We start from the raw sequence: 17,051 nt of genomic DNA, 5'->3' as shown, positions 1-17,051 counted from the left end.
TCAATGCGAACCGCAATCAGCTTGTTCTCCGGATGCGGAGGATTAGATCTCGGCTTTAAAAAAGCAGGATTTGACATCCTACTCGGCGTAGACACTGATCCCTTTGCGGCCGCAAGCCACTCGATTAACTTCCCAGGCTCGAAGTTCTTCCAAGGAAGTATTGCGGACTTTACAAGAGAAACAGCTGAGGCGTTGGTGGGAAAAAACGCCCTAAAAGAGGTTGACCTTCTTATTGGAGGACCGCCGTGCCCACCATTCTCCAAAAGCCGATTTTACCTGAAAGATAAGCCTCGAGCAATGAATGATCCAGTTGGGGAAGTCACTATATCTGGCTACCTCAACACTCTGAAGTGGCTAAAACCGAAAGCTTTCGTGCTTGAGAATGTCGCAGGCATGGCTTTCAAGGTTCACAAGGAGACACTTGACCACATCCTGGCATTCGCGAAGCAGCTTGGCTATAAAACGTCTACGAGGGTTCTCAATGCCGCAGATTTTGGCGTACCTCAAATCCGACAGCGGTTCTTTATAGTTGGAACACTTGTGTCTGACTTTGTTTGGCCGGAGGCGACGCACCGCGATCCGAGCGCTGATTCGATTGCAGATTTACCAGATTGGCTGACAGCCGGAGACGCTATTAGCGATCTTGATACCGTCGAAAACGCAGATGATAAAGGACACGTCGCAGGAGGTAAGCATCGCGATCTGCTTCATCAGATTCCTCCGGGCGATAACTACCTGTTCCTGACAGCTAAAAGGGGGCACCCCGACCCCCAGTTTGAATGGCGTAGCAGATATTGGTCGTTTTTGCTCAAACTTTCGCCCGATATGCCCGCTTGGACCATTCAAGCTCGCCGTTCAAATAACATGGGTCCGCTTCATTGGAAAAATCGAATTCTGCGCATCGAGGAAGTCATGAGGTTGCAAACGTTTCCAGATGACTGGTACCTTCACGGTCGAGTCGAACAACAGTGGAGACAAGTAGGCAATGCCGTTCCACCTAAACTCGCCCAAGCCCTCGGCGAAGCTGTAGCAGCAGCGATGGAAGAAGGCGAAGATGTTGCCGAGCGGGCGCATTATGCCCGTCCTTTCAAGGAGCACTGATCGTCAACTTAGAAGATTGTTGAACCTCATGCCCTGAAGCAATAGGCCGAGTTCTCGAAGAGAGGCTACGAAATCTAATGCTTGTCCTGCGTGTGTAGTATTACCTAGACTTCGAGATTTCGTCGGTGTAACCTGACCGCATGACGCCGCAAGCAGTGTCCGGCCGCCGGACTTCGCGTGACTTACACGATCTGATCGAATCTGCCCTTGGGCTGTCGGGACTAAGTGTTGTTGCTTTGTCCGATCGTGGGATCAAACCTTTTCGATATGCTATTAGTGAATCGGCTTTAGCTTTGCCGACAATCGTGTCAGTCTACGCTTGGAACATCACTCACGGCGGTGGGTCCGCTCGGGCTGACGACGAATTTCGAATTCAGATAACCGGAGCAGTTCCTGTAGTTACACCCGGCGAGCTGACTCTTATCCTCGGCTGGAGTGACTTGCATCAGGTTTTTGCTAGTTGGGACGCGGAAGTTCACAATCGCAGGAAGGCGAGCTCGCCATCTCTCCAGGTGCGGGAGGATGTTCTGATCGCTGCTCATGAGAGAGGACACGCTCTGGCTACTCGATCGAGTGGAGATCAAGTACAAAGTTTTAGACGCGAGCTACTTGCATCGTTTTGCCTGAGTAAAGGAGCAGACCTCGACATCAGGCGCCTAAAACCGTCCGACTACGACGAAACCGATCTGGTAACTGTAAATACAAGAGAAATACTGAATCGAAAACTTTCAATCGCCTACCGAGCCTGGGACTTTAGCAATCGAGTGCGGGCTGCGTACGGAAATCGATGCGCAATGTGTGGGCTGGGTCTAAATCTAATTGAGGGGGCTCACATCGTTCCAGTAGCGTCGCCTTACAGTAACGATGAGACTCGCAACGGTCTTGCATTATGTGCGAATCATCATCTCGCTTACGACCGAGCGCTCGTTTCAGTAGACGCGAATTATGATATATTGTTATCGCGTGCTGCAGAATCTGCATTAGAACAAGATGGTTCTCCTCTTGACGGCCGATGGCTTGCTGGCGTGGCGGGGGGTTCTTTGATGGTATTGCCCAATGAGCCTTCGGAACTGCCGGATCCTAGATTACTTATCCTCGGCCAGAAGATTCGTTCTTTTGACGGCGCATCTTGAAGCTATCGGATCCACAAGTTGCAATCAACTTCGCATTCTTCGGCCTTTTGCTTGATCTAAAGGTTTGGCGGAAATTTACTCGATGATTTAGAAATCGGGGTCACTAGGTGTCCGCGAACTTAGGAAAAGTCAGACCTCGCGAGCGGTTACCGGACTAACTCCAACCCTTCAAGGACCGCACCCCGCCAGCACCGTCTCCGCCGCCGCACGATCCCGAGCGTCGATCCCCAGCCCGTACTCGCTCAGCACTGCCACGAACTGCTCCACGTACCCGCAGCGCAGTTCTGCGGCCGGCGGCAGCCACTCCCCCGGACCGGCGTCGCTCTTCGCGCGGTTGGTCTGCTCGGAGGCGGCGACGAGGTTCGCGGGGTCGTTCGCGAAGGCGAGGCGCTGCTCATCCGTCCACGACCAGGCGCCGTGGTGCCAGGCCCAGCCGAGGGCGACGACGTGGTCGATCTGCACCAGGCGGGAGGTGTCGGTCCCGGAGACGAAGGCGACCGAGGCGCCGTCGTAGGGGTCGATCAGGGTGCCGGTAAGGACCTTGCAGTCGCGGGTGCCGGGCTTGAACACGGGGCCGAGCAGGTCGCGGCCGAGGACGTCGTTGCGGGTGTCGCAGCCGTTGCGGTCGACGTCCGACCACGCCTGCCCGAAGAGGTCGCGGTCGTAGGGGACGGCGGCGGGGCCCTCGACGGCGGGGAGAGCGGCCAACGTCGCGAGGGACGGAGTGGACGGGGCCACTACCGGAGCGGACGGCTCGACGGCCGCGGGCGAGCTGCTCGGCGCGGGCGCAACAGGACCGCTCGACCCCGCAGACGCCCCGGCCGAGGAGGACACCGCCTCCGGTCCGCCTCCTCCCGCCGTCTCCGACAGCGCGACGGCTGCGACGGCGAGCGCCGCGGCCCCCAGCAGAGCGACGATCGCGCCGGCCCGTCGACGAGGGCGCCGGCGCACGGGGGCGACCGACCTGTAGCGCATGATCGACCCCTCCTGCGACGAGACCCGCGATGCGGTCGAGGCGACGCGCCTCCTCAGTATGCGGAGCGACCGGTCCCGGGCCCGGTGGTTCGGCGGAGCGTCGGGGAGGACGCGTCCGCGCGGAGCGACGGCGTCGCCGGCCGGGATCGAGCCTCCCGGAGGCGGCCTCGTCGCGCCCGCGCAGGCGACCCGCGCCTGCTTGACTGCTCCCATGGAGATCTTCATCGGAGTGGTCGGCCTGCTCGGCGGGCTGGTCATCGCCGGGCTCGCGGTCGTCGCGGTGGTCATCGGGCGGCGGCGGGCGGTTCCGGCGTCGCTGGTCGACGTCGAGGTGCGGCTGACACACGCTGGGGACGACTGGTGGCGGGTGGGCGCGCGCGTGCGCAACTCCGGCCGGTCGCTCGTGCCGGTGACGAGCTACAGCGACGGGCGGCCGATCGCGGTCGACCTCGGCGGGGCCGTGTCGGCGGAGTGGTACGGGTCGGCTCCCCGGTCGGACGCGTGGCGGATCGATCCGGCGGTCGGGCTCCTCCTCGGACCCGTCGCGCTGGAGCGCGGGGCCGACCTGGGGGCGACGATCGTCGTGCGCGGGCGCCCGCAGGTGCGGATCGACGCGCCGTTGCGCTACGTGCCGGTCCGCGAGAACGTGATCGAGTCGCAGACGCCGGACGCCGCTCCGGTCTGGGGCGTGTCCGAGGCCGCGTCCGCTCCGGCAGCAGCGCCGGCGTCCGCTCCCCCGGCGCCGATCCGGCCGCGTCAGCAGCGTCCGATGGACGCCGATCCGTCACGTCCCGAGCGCGAGAGCGTCCTCCGCGGCGGCTTCGGGGTGTGGGCGGCCATGATCGCGGGCGGCGTCGGAGCCGTCGGGGTCGCGATCGGCATCGCGCTCGAGCTCGCCGGCGTCGAGGCGTCAGGGCTGGGCGGCGCGGGCATCATCCTGATCGCGGCCGGCTTCCTCGGCCTGGTCGGCACCCTCGTGGTCCGGCTGCTGCGCCGCTGGCTCGAGCCGCCGGCCCTCTGGCGGACGCCGGCGCAGCGCCTCCGCCGGACCGGGACGATCACCGTCCTGATCCTGAGCTACGCGGGGCTGGCGCTGTTCTGCACCGAGTTCGCGGCGCAGTCGGTGACGGGCGACACGACCTGGGTGGCCGGTGTCGCCGTGCTGATGCTGATCGCCGCGCTGATCGGGATGGGGCTCGTCGGGTTCCTCCGCCTGGTGGTCCTGCTCGGCGTGCGCCGCGCCTCCCGGGAGACCCCGTGACCCGTGAGGTCGTCGTCGTCGGAGCCGGCCTGGTCGGAGCGGCGACCGCCCGCGCCCTCACCGAGCGCGGCGATCGCGTGGTGCTCGTCGAGCAGTTCGACCGGGGCCACGACCGCGGGTCCTCCCACGGCGAGACGCGCATCTTCCGACGCGGCTACCTCGAGGACGACTACCGCGCCCTCACCGGACGGGCGGGGCGCGCCTGGGCACGGCTCGAAGCGGAGACCGGGCGCCGCCTGCTGCACCCGGTCGGTGCGCTCGACCACGGCGACTCCTCCGTCCTCGCCGGGATCGAGGCGGCACTCCTGCGCGACGGGATCCCCGTGGTGCGGATCGAGGCGGGCGAGGCCGAGCGGCGCTGGCCGGGGCTCCGCTTCGAGACGGACGTCCTGCTGCATCCCGAGGGCGGACGCCTGGACGCGGCGGCCGCGATCGACGCGATGCTCGACTCCGCCCTCGGACGCGGCGCCGTCCTCCGGACGCGGACGCGCGTGCTGGGGATCGAGGAGCGCGCCGACGACGTGCGCGTGCTGACCACCGACGGCGCTCTCGACGCCGACGCGGTCGTCGTGGCCGGCGGATCCTGGACGCCCCCGCTCGTGGACGACCTCGTCCGCGCGGCCGGCCGACGCCTCCCTCCGCTGCGCGTCACGCAGGAGCAGCCGGCGCACTTCGCGACGGACCTGCCCCTCGACTCGTGGCCGAGCTTCGCCCACCACCGCTCGAGCCTGCCGGTGGTCTACGGACTCTCGACGCCCGGGGTCGGAGTGAAGGTGGGCGAGCACGGCACCGGAGTCGTCGTCGATCCGGACGAGCGCACCTTCGAGCCCGAGCCCGGAGCACTCGCCCGGCTCGTCGGCTACGTCGCGGAGTGGATCCCGGGCGTGGACGCGGCGAGCGCCGCTCCGATCAGCTGCCTCTACGACAGCACGCCCGACGAGGACTTCGTGCTCGACCGCGTGGGCCGCGTGACCCTGGCGACCGGGTTCTCGGGGCACGGCTTCAAGTTCGGACCGGTCCTGGGCGAGCTGCTCGCGGACATCGTCGCCGGCGGAGCGGCGCGGGAGCGGTTCCAGCTGCTGCCTGCGTAGGGCGGCTGCTGCGTGCGGTCGGCGGGCCGGGTGCTGCCGGAGGGGCCCACCGGGTCCTGAGCTTCGGCTTCCGCGGAGGGAGCCGCGATGCCGGAGCGCGGCCGTCCTCTCAGCGGCTCCCGCGGTGCGTCCGACGCTGCCCGTCCGACTCCAGGAGCACCGCATCGTTCCAGTCGCTCCCCGCCTCCGTCGTGCGGGCCTTCGCGGGCGGGCGCCGCGCGACCGCGACGACGATCAGCGCCCCCAGCATCACCAGGGCGGCGGTCAGGAGGGGCGGCGCGACCGTGAAGAGCGCCTGCCGCACGTAGAGCTCCGGCGGCACCGTGACCGAGTCGCCCTGGTACTGGTTCGGCAGCAGGAGGACCACGACCGGGAGTGCAAGCACCGCGGCCCAGAGGACGACGGTGACCGCGACGGCGGCGGCCCAGAGAAGCCGGACGCGGATCATCGGCGCGGCGCCCTCAGCAGCGGCACGACGACCGAGAGGCCGAGCGCGACCAGGCCGACGGTGAGGCAGGGTCCGATCGCGTTGTCGCTGAGCACGCGGAGGTACTGCTCGGGCCCGAACTCGTCCTGCGACGGCGAGTAGTCGTACCAGCTGTGGGAGCTGTGCCAGAGGGCGAGCAGTCCGATGAGGACGCTGACGGCGCCGACGACCGCCAGGGCTCCGGCGATGCGGCGCGTGGGGAACGCGGTGCTGATGCCGGAGTCGAGGTCGGCGTCGGTCGCGTCGCGACGGTCGCCGGAGTCGGGTGCCGCGTCGCGGGGAGCGGAGTCGGGTTCGGCGGGGAGCGGGACGGTCGGCTCGGTCGGGAGTGGGACGGACGGCTCCGAGGGTCGGGGCGCGGTCGGCTCCGTCGGTGCCGGGACGGCCCGGACTGCTGCTCTCGCGCGCTCGGGAGCGGTGCGTCGGCCGGGGGCTCGGGAGCCGGTCGGGCCGCCGACCGAGCGCACATCCTCCTGCTCGGGAGCGGACCCGCCCGCTCTCCGGACAGCCGATCGCTCAGCGGTCGCGGCCCCGCCCGTCAGGAACGGAGAGCGGAGGCGCTCCTCGCCGCTGCCGCGCCGCTCGGCCTCGCGTCCGTCGTAGCCGCGCTGGAAGCCCGCGTGGTAGCGCGGGTCTGTGCCGCCCTCGTCCGTCCCGCCCCTCTCGCGTGGGGAGCCGTCCGCTCCGGTGCTCCGCGCCATGCCGTCCCCCCGCTTCGTGCAGTCGGGCCATCATGTCGCACCTCGCCCGCTGCGGGGAGGTGCCGGGCGGAGCTCGGGGAGCGGTCGGCGGAGGCGGCGGTTCAGCGTCCGGCCGCGGTGGTGCGCGACGGAAGGCTGACGATCCCCGCGCCGACCAGCAGCAGGCCGATCGTCACCGCCGTCAGCGCCGGCCAGCCGCCCGCTCCGACCGCCAGGCCGAGGAGCCAGCCGCCGGCGGCCGAGCCCGCGTAGAAGGCGATCGTGTAGACCGCGCCGGCGTGCCCGCGGAGTGCCGGAGCCGCGCGCGCTCCCGTCCAAGCGGCGCCGGTCGCGTGCAGGGCGAAGAAGCCGGCCGTGAAGACGAGGAGTCCCGCGATCACCACGGCGACGTTCTCGGCGAGCATCACCAGCAGCCCGACGATCATCAGGGCGACGCCGATCCGCATGACGAGGCGGGGACCGATCCGCGGCCCCCATCTCCCCGCGAGCCGGGAGGAGACGGTGCCCGCGAGGTAGGCGGCGAAGAGGAGGGAGACGAGCGCGGGCGCGAGCGCGAACGGCGGCGCCTCGAGCCGGAACGCCAGGTAGTTGTAGACCGCGACGAACACACCGACCGCGAAGAACGTCTGCAGCGCGATCGCGACGAGCATCGGATCGCGGAGCACCTGCGCCGTCTTCCCGCGCCAGCCGCCGGGGGCCGCCTCGCGTGCGCCGCCGCCCCGGGGCGCGAGCACGGCGAAGACGATCGCCGCCGCCGCGCACACGGCCGTCACGACGAGCAGGGCGCCGCGCCATCCGAGCGCCGCCGCGAGCGGTCCGGCGAGCAGGCGTCCGGCGGCACCGCCGATCGTGGTCCCGGAGACGTAGGCGGTCGCGGCGGCCGTCGCTCCGGCGCCTCCGACCCGGTCGTGGATGGCCGCGACGGCGAGCGCCGGGACGGCACCGAGCGCCGCTCCCCCGAGGAAGCGCAGGACGAGCAGGAGCTCGAAGGTCGGGGCGACGCAGGCGAGCAGCGCCAGGACCACGGATGTCAGGACCGCGATCCGCATGGACTCGAGCCGTCCGATGCGCTCGGCCACCGAGGCCCACGGCAGCACCGAGAGCGCCAGTCCGAGGGTCGCGGCCGAGACGGTGAGCGCGGCGTCGGACGGGGCGAGGGCCCATTCCCGCGCGAGCTGCGGGAGGACGCTCTGCACGGCGTAGAGCTCGGCGAAGGTCGCGACTCCGGCGGCGAGGAGGGCGATGGTCAGCCGCCGCTGCGAGAAGGGAGCCGCTCTGCGCATCGGTCGGGTGCGCGCGGCGGTGCTCATGGTTCCGACGGTAGACCGCCTCCGGGTGCATGACTAATGTCCTTTCGCCTGTGGTTCATGCGTTCTGGTCATGTCCCGATCTAGGGTGGTGGCGTGTCCGACGACTGGCCCGCGACCCTCCGCCTCCTGCCCCTGCTCGTCGCTGTCGCTCAGACCGGGAGCGTCACCGCGGCGGCCGCCGAGCTCGGGATCCCGCAGCCGACCGCGAGCCGGTCGCTCGCCCGGCTGTCCGCCCTGGTCGGCACTCCCCTGGTCCGCCGGGAGGGCCGCGGGGTGGTGCTGACGGAGGCGGGGACCCGTCTCGCCGAGGTCGCTCAGGACGGCATGTCGGTGATCCGCGCCGGGCTCGCGGAGGTGCGGCAGGCGGGCGACGTGGAGCACGGCCGGATCGACCTCGCCTTCCAGACGCTCCTCGGGGAGAGCTTCGTACCGGACGTGATCCGCCGGTTCCGCCGCCGCTGGCCGCAGGTGGGCTTCGGGCTCCGTCACGGCTCCCGCGCCCTCTGCCTGCGGGCCGTGGCGGAGGGCGAGTCCGAGCTGGCAATCGTCGCGGATCCGCCCGATCTCCCCGGCACCACCACGACGACCCTCTACTCGGAGCCGCTCCTCGCGGTCGTGGACCCCCGTCATCCGCTCGCCTCGCGGCGCTCGGTCACGGTCGAGGACCTCCGCGGCCTCGACCTGATCATGCTGGCGCCCGGCTACGGCCTCCACGAGTCGGCCCGGCGCCTGCTCGCCGTGGACGGCCGCGACCCGGTTCCCGCGTTCGAGGTCGGCGACTACCGGGCTGCCCGGGGACTCGCGGCGGCCGGCCTCGGACTGACGATCCTCCCGCCGAGCCCGTCCTCGGTCGACGACGACGTCCGCGAGATCCCGATCGACGATCCGGGCGCGAGCCGTGAGATCGGTGTGCTCGCCCGGGACACCGGCAACCCGGTCGTCCCCGAATTCCTGCGGGCCCTGCACGCTGCGGCGGCCGCCCGGCGCCGGTGACCCCTGCTCGGCTCTGCTGTCAAGCACAGGAAGCGGAGGCCCTTCGTGCAGCAAGCTTCGAGAGGATCCCCGCACCGCCAGCGTCACCCCTTCCCCCGCTCCTGCACCACGTCACCGAGGACGGCCCCGGTCATGATCCTTCTCCGCACCCACGCCAACCGCTGGACCGCGCGCGCCCGCCGCAGCGGTGTCGTCCTCGGCATCATCACCCTGGTCTCCGATCTCCCCCGCCCGGCCTACCGGACGGTCCGCCTCGACGCGACGAGCGGTGAGCGCGTCCTGCTCCGCGACACCGCCGAGCTCGAGGAGGCCTTCGCCGTGCTCCTCGCCGGGATCGAGCGCTCGCGCATCGCGGCCTCAGCACCCCCGGCCGAGTCAGCACCCCCCTGCGCCCCCGTCGACGCGCCCGTCGCAGTCGAGGACGACCTCGAGGAAGCCGCCTGACCCGACGGCTTCCTCGCTGCGAGTGCCTCATCGCGACTCAGGTGCAGAGCTCTCCACCCGCCCCCTTCACACTCGACGTGTCGGATCGACGTACCGTGACACCTCGACCGGCGGATCCGTCCGCGGGAGATCCCGCGGGCCGATGACGCGTCGGAGCAGGGCCGGCCTGCGCGACCGGAGTAGAGCGCGGCGCCACCGCGGATCGGTGCGGGCCCCTAGGCGGGGGTCGAGCGGGCGGAAGCCTCCCGTGATCCGCTCCTCGATCAGCACGACCGTCGCGGTCGAGAGGTGCAGTCTCCGGGCCGGCTCCCTCTCCGGGTGCTGATGCCCGGCGCGCGTCCGGAGCTGCTGCTCCAGCTGCTCCGGGTCTGCGGACCACCAGGTGCTGACGCCGACGCGTCCGTCGGGAAGAGGGAAGCGCTCGGTGATGCGGTAGGGGAGGCCGTGCTCGGTCATGCAGTAGTGCCTTTCGAGAAGAGGGATCGGGGAGCCCGGGCCGCGCTGCGGCGGCCCGGGCTCCGGTGTCATGAGGTGCGGGTCGAGCGACGCCGCAGTGCGGTCAGGGCGCCGCCGGCCAGGAGCAGAGCGCCGGCTCCGGCCGCGAGAGGCCCGGCCGCCGCTCCCGTCGAGGCGAGGACCGTCGGCACGAGTCCGACCGGGGGCACCGCCACGTGGGCGCAGCTGGCTCCGCCGTCGTCCGCGCACGGCTGCAGGACGGTCGTCGGATCGAAGCCCTCCGGGACCTCGGTCAGGAGCGCCCGGTTGGGGATGGTCCACGCGTCCACGCCGTCGGCGACCCGGCCGGTCACGGTGAAGGTCGTCGACGCTCCCGGTGCCAGCGACAGGTTCTCGACAGTCAGGTCGGACGAGGCCGGGCCCCCGTCCTGGGAGATCGTGACGTCGCTCAGGTGCGCGAGCTCGGGGACGTCGGTGAGGGTCACCCCGTCCGCCGGCCGAGCGCCCTCGTTCGCGACCACGATCCGGAACCCGGCGCGCCCGCCGTGGTCGACCCGGTCCTCGATCGCCGTCTTCTCGATCGAGAGCCGGCCCTCGACGGGCGGCACCGGGATCTCGGCGCAGGACGACGTCGCATCGTCCACGCAGGCGTTCTCGACCGTCGGCGGGTCGAAGCCGTCGGGCTGGTGGGTGATCGAGACGCGGTTGGGCAGGGTCGCCGCGTCGTACCCGTCGGCGACCCGGCCGCTGACGTGCAGCGACATCTGGCCGCCGGCGGGGATGTCGAGACCCGTGACGGGTTCCGTGGCCGGCTGCGTTCCTCCGGCGCCGTTCTCGATGGTCGCCTCGAGCAGGTGGTCGAGCGTCGGGACGTCGGTCACCGTCACGTCCGTCGCGTCGACCGACCCGGTGTTGGCCACGACGATGTCGAAGCCGGCCGTGCCGCCGTGCTCGGCGCTCGCCTGGGACGCGGTCTTCCGGATCAGGAGCGACCCCTCGCCGACGTCGTGCGGGACGGTGGCGCAGGGGTTCGCGTCGGTCCCCGTGCCGGACGAGGCGGGAGCGAAGGGCGCATCGGCGAGGCAGGCCGTGTTCGTCAGCGCGCGGTCCCCCTCGCCCGTCACGATCACGTCGAAGGTCAGCTCGGCAGTCGCTCCGACCGGCAGGCTGCCGGCCGCCCAGGAGATGCGCCCCGTCTCCGCGTCGATCGCGGCCGTGCCCTGCGAGGCGCGGAGGGAGCCGGCGTCGAGCTCGGCGTCGTCGAGCACACCCTTGTCGAGGTAGTCGATGACGGCGGCGTCGGAGTAGTCCCCGGTCCCGTCCGAGGTCAGCGTCACCCGGTAGGGCACGCGGGCGCCGCGGAGCAGCGGGGTGGCGGAGTCGACCGACGAGGTCTTCGCGATGGTCACGTGCGGCGCGAGCGGGTCGAGGCGTGCGACCGCGACCGCGCCGTCCGAGCCGAACGCCCAGTCGTCGATCGCTCGCAGGTCGCCGTAGGAGCCGTGCACCGAGTCGTTGGCGTTGGGGACGCGGCCCTGTCCGGAGTCGTCGCCCTCCCAGCGGTGCACTCCGCCCGACGAGTCGGTACCGCCGTCGCCGGACGTCGCCGCGGAGGTTCCGGAGTACCGCTCCGAGTTCGATCCGGCGAGGAGCGAGTCGTCCCAGTGCACCGTCGACGGGTCGTCGCCGCCGCCGGTCGACCGCACCACGGACACGCCGCCGGCGGACGTCTCGGCGTCGACGCGCGTGAAGTGGAACTCGTTCGTGCGGCCGACGGCGGCACGGAAGGTGACGTCGGGGTCGGTCACGTCGACCGCCCCTCCCTTCGCGTCCCGTCCGTCCCAGTCGACCGAGAAGGGACCGGTCGTCCCCGCGATCCGGGTGAGGTGCACGTCGCGATCGCCGTCGTAGGAGCCGTCCCCGTCCACGTCGACGTCCACGACGACGGTGCCCGGCTGGGTCCCGAGGACGCCGGTCAGCGTGCCCTCGTCGGAGCCCGCGGACGACCGGCGGAAGGCGAGACCCTCGATCGTCGGTGCGCGATAGGCCGGAGCGATCGACTCCGGCAGGTCGGACGACGGCGGGTCGAGGAAGAGCTTGTAGGTCTGCAGGCCGTCGATTCCGGAGCGTCCGGACGCCTGCACGTACTGCGCCCCGATGCCGCCCGCCTCGCTCGACTGCGGCATGGGGACCGAGAGGTAGGACGGGTCGGACGACCCGACCTTCACGTTGCCCTTGTTCGTGGCCTGGACCGTCGAGGCGACCCCGTCGTAGCCGCGCAGCCCGAGCTCGTAGCGGGCACCCGTCTCGGTGACGGCGTGGAGCGTGAAGGAGGAGCGCCGCTCCTCGGGCGAGGAGTAGGACTCCTTCGCCCCGGACTGGATCGCATAGGAGTTCGACCAGACCCGGCCGGCCACCGCCGCGCCTCGCGCATCCTGGACGCCGATGCTCCAGACGAGGTTCACCGGAGCCGTCACGTCGTCGTCGGACACCCTGATCTGGAAGACGCCGGTCTCGTCCGCCGTGAACGCCCCGCCCGCGGACACCGACGGCGCCGCTCCCGGCGCGAAGTCCTGCTCGTCGAGGACGGCTCCGCCGGGAGCGGTCACCCGCGCGGTACCGCCACCGGTCTCGCCCTCGCCGGTCCCCGAGCCCGCCTTGAGCGGGTGCAGGTCCACCCGGAGCGTCTCGCCCTTCTGGACCCAGGCCGAGACGGTCGTCACTCCGGCGTTCGTCGCACCCCCCTGCAGGAGGGTGTTCTCGATCGTCGTGTGCGGACCGTCTGCGGCGAAGGCCGGCGGCGGCGCGAGGCCTCCACCCAGCAGCCCGCTCACGAGCACGCAGCCCGCCGTCGTGCCGACCAGCGCTCGCGCCGTCCGCGCTCGGGGTCGTCCGCGCTCGTCCCGCCCCGACTGTTCCGTTCGACTCATCCGATGTCCTCTCCTCTGCCGACCGAGCGCACAGCGTCGGCGGCGACCGTTCAGCCCCACGGAAGAAGAGTATTGCTCGGTTAGACGTCCCCGTGGTCGGGACGGGTGCATCCGTGGAGAACGGCGCGAGATGAGCCCTGTGGAGGAGGAAACGGCGCGCGAGAAGAGCCGGTCGCGCTCTCGACGGGTGATCGTGGAACCTGCGAGGAGTGACCTCGAACGCGGGCGCGGACTGATCGCGGATGCGGGCGGTAGACGGTCGGCGCTGCCGACGGCGCGACGAGGACGCGTCCTGCGGGGCGGAGGACGGCCGTTCCGTCGCCCTGCTCGCTCCGGGAGGCCGACGCCGACAGCCAGTGGATTCCGCGACCGTTAAAACGAGAACGGCCCGCCGAAGCGGGCCGTTCTGCTCTGTCTCAACCAGAGTGCGCCCGGAGGGATTCGAACCCCCAACCTTCTGATCCGTAGTCAGATGCTCTATCCGTTGAGCTACGGGCGCAGTCCATCGCGTGACCCAGAGGCGCACGCAACGAGGTACGACTATACATGCCGGGAGCCCCCTCCGCGAATCGACGGCGGCGGTGCCGAGGGCTCCCTCCCGGGACGCCGCCGCAGCGCCGAGACGTCCCCTCCTCCGCGGAGCCTCGGAACGCGCCGCGGAGCCTCCCGGCGGGCGGACGCCGCCGCATCCCCGCACGGCGTAGCGTGGGCTCATGGAGGCTGCCGCGATCGAGCTCGTGGGCTTCGTCGTCTCTCCGCTGCACCGCTACGAGGGCCGCCCCGCCGACGGCCCGGTCCCGTCCGAGGGCAACGAGCAGCCCGAGCGGATCGAGATCCGCGCCGGCCTCGGCATCGTCGGCGACCGCTTCTTCGCCCAGCGCGCGCACCGGCCCGCGGCGATCACGCTCTTCGCGGTCGAGACCCTCGAGCACATCGCCGTCGAGCTCGGCGCAGGGCCCTTCGACCCCGCCGACACCCGCCGCAACATCATCGTCCGCGGCGCCGACGTCGACGCGCTCGCCGGCCGTACCTTCGCGATCGAGCAGGGCGGGGAGCGGATCGAGTTCCAGGGCGGACGACCGGCCAACCCCTGCGCCTGGATGGACGTCGTGCTCGCCCCCGGGGCGTTCCGGGCGATGCGGAGGCGCGGCGGCGTCCGGACCGCTCCCCTGACGAACGGCGTCCTCCACACCGGGCCGGCCCGTCTGATCCTCCACAGGGCGGACGACATGCTGATCTGAGCCCGGCGGCGAGCGCTTAGGCTCGCAGCGACCGACTCCCCCGATCGAAGGAGGCCCTGTGCTCCGCCCGAGCGACCTCCTCCCCACCCTCGCCACCACCCTGAGGCGCGGGGTCCGCGACGTCTTCGCGACCACGCGCTCCCGAGGGCGGGATCCGCACCGCCGCACCCGCAGCACCGATGTCTCGGTCCAGCGCGTGCACCACCGCGACGTCTGGGCGCGGGTGAGCACCGTGGGGCGCGACGGAGAGCGCACGTTCGTCCTCGTGCCGGGGATCGGAGTCGCGGCCACCTACTTCGAGCGCCTCGCGCCCGCGCTCAACGAGTTCGGCCCGGTGCACGCTCTCGATCTGCCGGGCTTCGGCGGCGTGCCGCACCCGATCGACGCGCGGCGCATGGACATCGGCGACTACGCCGAGCTGGTCGGCGCCGTCATCGACGAGCTGGGCCTCGACGATCCCGTCGTCCTCGGCCACTCGATGGGGACCCAGGTGGTGGCCGAGCTCGCTGCGCGCCGCCCCGAGCTCACCACCATCGTCCTGCTCGGACCGGTGATGAACCGGCACGAGCGCCGCCTCCCGACCGCCGCGCTCCGCTTCGCCCAGTCGAGCGTCCGGGAGCCGCTCAAGGTCGCGATCCTCGCGGCGGGCGCCTACCTCCTCTGCGGTCCGCGCTGGTTCTCCCGCGTGCTGCCCGAGATGATGCACTACCGGATCGAGGAGACCGTCCCCCGGATCCGCGCGTCCGCCCTCGTCATCCGCGGCGAGTTCGACCGGCTCGTGCCGCGCGAGTGGGCGGAGGAGATCGCCCGGTCGATGCCGCACGCGCGGGCCTGGGAGATCCCCGACGCCTCCCACTCCGTGATGCACGCGCACGCGGAGGAGGTCGCGCGCCTCTGCGTCGAGCACGCCCGCGCCCCGCAGCCCGACCGGGACGAGGCCGCCCTCCGCCGCTACCCCGACTCGGAGGTCGACCACTCCGAGGAGGACGCGCCCACCGAGGATCCGATCGGCGCCCTCCGGGGCCGCATCACCGAGCTGGCCGGGATCCTCGTGGACGACGACTCCCTCATCGCCGAGGGCAAGACCCTCCACGCCGAGGCGAGCGACCCCGATGCGCTGCACCAGGCCGCTCCCGATCCGGGCGAGGGCGAGCTCGTCGAGGGCGGCGGATCGAGGAAGGACGGCGAGCAGGACGACTGATCACCGCGGACCAGCACGCCCCGCACGTCCGGTGCCGCGAGACGCCGAGCCCCCGCGAGAGCAGCCCTCTCGCCGACGCCCCTCGGCGCCCGCCCGTCAGGACTCCGCGCCGACGATCTCCTCGCGGATGCGCCGCAGGTCCTCGGCGAGCGCCCCCAGCAGGATCCAGTGCTGCGGGTGCGGAGTCGCGATCACGAGCGGCGCGGTGAGAGCGGGCAGCTCGTCCGTGATCGCCTCCGGCTCGGGAACGTCGACCGAGGACTGCACGAGGAGCCGCAGATCGTGGGCGGCCCGGTGCAGCTGGACCGCGATGTCGGCGATCGTCGGCTCCCCGACGAGCTCGTCGTCGTAGAGGTCGTGCACGGTCCGCATCATGCCGCGGACTCGGGTCACGATGCGCCCCAGCCGCGGGACGACGGAGTCGAGGGCCAGCAGCCGATCGCGGTGGGCGGAGCGGCGCGGGTTGAGTCGGAGGGACTCCTCGCCGGTCGCCATCGCCTCCTCCGCCTTGCTCTGCATGGTCTGCAGCAGCCGGGCGTTGATCAGCAGCTCGTCGAGCCGGCGTCGCGGGACGGGGGCCTGGAGGGCGTCGCCGAGGTCGTCGAGTGCGGCCGCGAGCTGGGCGGTGAGATCTCCGATCGCCCTCTCGGCCGGCGCCAGCACGACCGGAGGGACGATGAGCACGTTGATGACGACTCCCACGGCCGCGCCCAGCAGGGTCTCGAGGATCCGGTCGAGGGCGTAGTTCGGCGTGACCGCGCCCACCGAGAGCACGAGCATCGCGCTGATCGGGATCTGCACCGCGGAGGCGGGGGTCAGGCGCACGGCCCACCCGACGGCGATCGCGGCAACGATCGCGAGGAGCACGATGATGCTCTCGCCGCCGAGCACCGTGCCGATCACGGATCCGACGATCACGCCGATGATGACGCCGACCGAGCGCTCGAGGGCCTTGGAGAACGACTGGTTGATGCTCGGCGCGACGACGAGGAGTGCCGCGATCGCGCCGAAGACGGGCAGCGTCCCCGGGAAGACGACGGCAGCCAGGAGCCACGTGACGACCGTGGCCGCCGCCGTCTTGACCAGCTGCAGCACCGGCGGCCGCGTCGGCACGGTGAAGCTCGAGGTCAGGCGCATGGGACCACGGTAGCGAGCGCCCACCGCCTCGCGGTCACCGTGCGGGTCACCGGCTCGCGGCCGCCTCGACGCTCGCGAGCACCGCGCGGAGCGAGCGCGACGCCTCCGCCCGCCGATCGGCGGGCACCCCCGAGAGCAGCGCCCGCTCGGCGTCGAGCACCTCGGGGAAGGCCCGGTCGACCAGCTCCTCCCCCTCGGGAGTCAGCGTGACGAGCGAGCCGCGCCCGTCCGCCGGGTTGGCGGAGCGCCGTACCAGGCCCCGCCGCTCCAGCGAGTGCACGCGCTTGGTGATCGCTGGCGCGGAGGCGAGGGCGATCGTCCGGAGGGTCGTCGGCGACTGCGGAGTGCCGGCGCGACGCAGCGTGGAGAGCACGTCGAACTCGCCGCGGGTCAGCCCGTGGGCGGCGAGCAGCTCTTCCGTCGCCCGCACGATCAGTGCGGAGGCGCGGATCACCCGCCCGAGGACATCGACGGCGGAGGTGTCGAGCTCGGGTCGCAGCACCGCCCAGCCCGCCCTGATCTCGTCGACCGCGTCGCCCGGCTGGCTTTCAGAGTGATTCACGCGTAAAGTATATCTGCTTCACCCGTGA

At 70.8% G+C, this 17,051-nt stretch carries 16 protein-coding genes and 1 tRNA gene; 8 read left to right on the top strand and 9 right to left on the bottom strand.

All coding sequences use genetic code 11. The annotated features are described in order from the left end of the window. The first annotated feature begins 3 nt into the window (after positions 1-3). Both C5D08_RS12380 and C5D08_RS12375 read left to right on the top strand, forming a co-directional pair. On the top strand, positions 4-1,101 hold the full coding sequence (locus tag C5D08_RS12380; RefSeq protein ID WP_104277287.1) for a DNA cytosine methyltransferase: 1,098 nt from the start codon (positions 4-6) through the stop codon (positions 1,099-1,101). A gap of 140 nt (positions 1,102-1,241) precedes the next feature. Beyond that, positions 1,242-2,234 (top strand): HNH endonuclease, encoded by a 993-nt coding sequence (locus C5D08_RS12375; protein WP_104277286.1) that lies wholly within the window; start codon positions 1,242-1,244, stop codon positions 2,232-2,234. Between the two features lie 168 nt (positions 2,235-2,402). Here the strand turns inward: C5D08_RS12375 and C5D08_RS17050 are convergent, their stop codons facing one another. After that, positions 2,403-2,972: an HNH endonuclease family protein gene (locus C5D08_RS17050; protein WP_181110237.1), complete on the bottom strand. Its 570-nt coding sequence runs from the start codon at positions 2,970-2,972 to the stop codon at positions 2,403-2,405. 448 nt (positions 2,973-3,420) lie between these two features. Here C5D08_RS17050 and C5D08_RS12365 point away from each other — a divergent pair, with 448 nt between their 5' ends. Together C5D08_RS12365 and C5D08_RS12360 are read left to right on the top strand one after the other, a co-directional pair. Continuing rightward, on the top strand, positions 3,421-4,470 hold the full coding sequence (locus tag C5D08_RS12365; RefSeq protein ID WP_146086133.1) for a hypothetical protein: 1,050 nt from the start codon (positions 3,421-3,423) through the stop codon (positions 4,468-4,470). Continuing rightward, on the top strand, positions 4,467-5,561 hold the full coding sequence (locus C5D08_RS12360; protein WP_104277283.1) for an FAD-dependent oxidoreductase: 1,095 nt from the start codon (positions 4,467-4,469) through the stop codon (positions 5,559-5,561). The genes C5D08_RS12365 and C5D08_RS12360 overlap by 4 nt, the downstream gene beginning before the upstream one ends. Positions 5,562-5,670: 109 nt before the next feature. Here C5D08_RS12360 and C5D08_RS12355 read toward each other — a convergent pair whose 3' ends face one another. The 3 genes from C5D08_RS12355 to C5D08_RS12345 all read right to left on the bottom strand — a co-directional run bounded on the left by C5D08_RS12355 (position 5,671) and on the right by C5D08_RS12345 (position 8,059). Then, positions 5,671-6,009, bottom strand: a complete 339-nt coding sequence (locus tag C5D08_RS12355) for a hypothetical protein (RefSeq protein WP_104277282.1) — start codon at positions 6,007-6,009, stop codon at positions 5,671-5,673. Beyond that, on the bottom strand, positions 6,006-6,749 hold the full coding sequence (locus C5D08_RS12350) for a hypothetical protein (RefSeq protein ID WP_104277281.1): 744 nt from the start codon (positions 6,747-6,749) through the stop codon (positions 6,006-6,008). Before C5D08_RS12350 ends, C5D08_RS12355 begins: the two co-directional genes overlap by 4 nt. A gap of 101 nt (positions 6,750-6,850) precedes the next feature. After that, positions 6,851-8,059 carry an MFS transporter gene (locus tag C5D08_RS12345; RefSeq protein ID WP_104277280.1) on the bottom strand — a complete coding sequence of 403 codons (1,209 nt, stop codon included), beginning with the start codon at positions 8,057-8,059 and terminating at the stop codon, positions 6,851-6,853. A 93-nt stretch (positions 8,060-8,152) separates the two neighbouring features. Here C5D08_RS12345 and C5D08_RS12340 point away from each other — a divergent pair, with 93 nt between their 5' ends. Both C5D08_RS12340 and C5D08_RS12335 read left to right on the top strand, forming a co-directional pair. Next, positions 8,153-9,052, top strand: coding sequence for a LysR family transcriptional regulator (locus C5D08_RS12340; protein ID WP_104225991.1), 900 nt, complete (start codon positions 8,153-8,155; stop codon positions 9,050-9,052). Between the two features lie 132 nt (positions 9,053-9,184). Next, complete coding sequence (locus C5D08_RS12335; protein WP_104277279.1) at positions 9,185-9,496, top strand: hypothetical protein; 312 nt, start codon at positions 9,185-9,187, stop codon at positions 9,494-9,496. 66 nt (positions 9,497-9,562) lie between these two features. Here the strand turns inward: C5D08_RS12335 and C5D08_RS12330 are convergent, their stop codons facing one another. The 3 genes from C5D08_RS12330 to C5D08_RS12320 all read right to left on the bottom strand — a co-directional run bounded on the left by C5D08_RS12330 (position 9,563) and on the right by C5D08_RS12320 (position 13,381). Next, positions 9,563-9,952 (bottom strand): hypothetical protein, encoded by a 390-nt coding sequence (locus tag C5D08_RS12330; protein ID WP_104277278.1) that lies wholly within the window; start codon positions 9,950-9,952, stop codon positions 9,563-9,565. A 68-nt stretch (positions 9,953-10,020) separates the two neighbouring features. Further along, positions 10,021-12,882, bottom strand: coding sequence for a DUF11 domain-containing protein (locus C5D08_RS12325; protein ID WP_146086134.1), 2,862 nt, complete (start codon positions 12,880-12,882; stop codon positions 10,021-10,023). 426 nt (positions 12,883-13,308) lie between these two features. Beyond that, a tRNA-Arg gene (locus C5D08_RS12320) sits at positions 13,309-13,381 on the bottom strand. Between the two features lie 214 nt (positions 13,382-13,595). On the opposite strand from C5D08_RS12320, the gene C5D08_RS12315 reads away from it, so the two are divergent. Both C5D08_RS12315 and C5D08_RS12310 read left to right on the top strand, forming a co-directional pair. Next, positions 13,596-14,123, top strand: coding sequence for an MOSC domain-containing protein (locus C5D08_RS12315; RefSeq protein ID WP_104277276.1), 528 nt, complete (start codon positions 13,596-13,598; stop codon positions 14,121-14,123). 58 nt (positions 14,124-14,181) lie between these two features. After that, on the top strand, positions 14,182-15,324 hold the full coding sequence (locus C5D08_RS12310) for an alpha/beta fold hydrolase (protein WP_181110239.1): 1,143 nt from the start codon (positions 14,182-14,184) through the stop codon (positions 15,322-15,324). Positions 15,325-15,420: 96 nt separating this feature from the next. Here the strand turns inward: C5D08_RS12310 and C5D08_RS12305 are convergent, their stop codons facing one another. Together C5D08_RS12305 and C5D08_RS12300 are read right to left on the bottom strand one after the other, a co-directional pair. After that, positions 15,421-16,461: an aromatic acid exporter family protein gene (locus C5D08_RS12305; protein WP_104277274.1), complete on the bottom strand. Its 1,041-nt coding sequence runs from the start codon at positions 16,459-16,461 to the stop codon at positions 15,421-15,423. Positions 16,462-16,507: 46 nt separating this feature from the next. Next, the gene (locus C5D08_RS12300; RefSeq protein WP_104277273.1) at positions 16,508-17,023 is read right to left on the bottom strand and encodes a MarR family winged helix-turn-helix transcriptional regulator; all 516 of its coding nucleotides are present in this window, start codon (positions 17,021-17,023) and stop codon (positions 16,508-16,510) included. Positions 17,024-17,051 lie beyond the last annotated feature (28 nt).

The sequence above is a fragment of the Rathayibacter sp. AY1B6 genome (genome assembly GCF_002932755.1).
In the GTDB taxonomy this organism is placed as follows: Bacteria; Actinomycetota; Actinomycetes; order Actinomycetales; family Microbacteriaceae; genus Rathayibacter.
This window is presented reverse-complemented; position numbering and strand designations above follow the sequence as displayed.

Coding starts and splice junctions, on each gene's coding strand:
- C5D08_RS12350 (WP_104277281.1), bottom strand. CDS start 6,749: ATGGCGCGGAGCACCGGAGCGGACGGCTCCCCACGCGAGAGGGGCGGG.
- C5D08_RS12315 (WP_104277276.1), top strand. CDS start 13,596: ATGGAGGCTGCCGCGATCGAGCTCGTGGGCTTCGTCGTCTCTCCGCTG.
- C5D08_RS12380 (WP_104277287.1), top strand. CDS start 4: ATGCGAACCGCAATCAGCTTGTTCTCCGGATGCGGAGGATTAGATCTC.
- C5D08_RS12355 (WP_104277282.1), bottom strand. CDS start 6,009: ATGATCCGCGTCCGGCTTCTCTGGGCCGCCGCCGTCGCGGTCACCGTC.
- C5D08_RS12365 (WP_146086133.1), top strand. CDS start 3,421: ATGGAGATCTTCATCGGAGTGGTCGGCCTGCTCGGCGGGCTGGTCATC.
- C5D08_RS12345 (WP_104277280.1), bottom strand. CDS start 8,059: ATGAGCACCGCCGCGCGCACCCGACCGATGCGCAGAGCGGCTCCCTTC.
- C5D08_RS12325 (WP_146086134.1), bottom strand. CDS start 12,882: ATGAGTCGAACGGAACAGTCGGGGCGGGACGAGCGCGGACGACCCCGA.
- C5D08_RS12335 (WP_104277279.1), top strand. CDS start 9,185: ATGATCCTTCTCCGCACCCACGCCAACCGCTGGACCGCGCGCGCCCGC.
- C5D08_RS12305 (WP_104277274.1), bottom strand. CDS start 16,461: ATGCGCCTGACCTCGAGCTTCACCGTGCCGACGCGGCCGCCGGTGCTG.
- C5D08_RS12375 (WP_104277286.1), top strand. CDS start 1,242: ATGACGCCGCAAGCAGTGTCCGGCCGCCGGACTTCGCGTGACTTACAC.
- C5D08_RS12330 (WP_104277278.1), bottom strand. CDS start 9,952: ATGACCGAGCACGGCCTCCCCTACCGCATCACCGAGCGCTTCCCTCTT.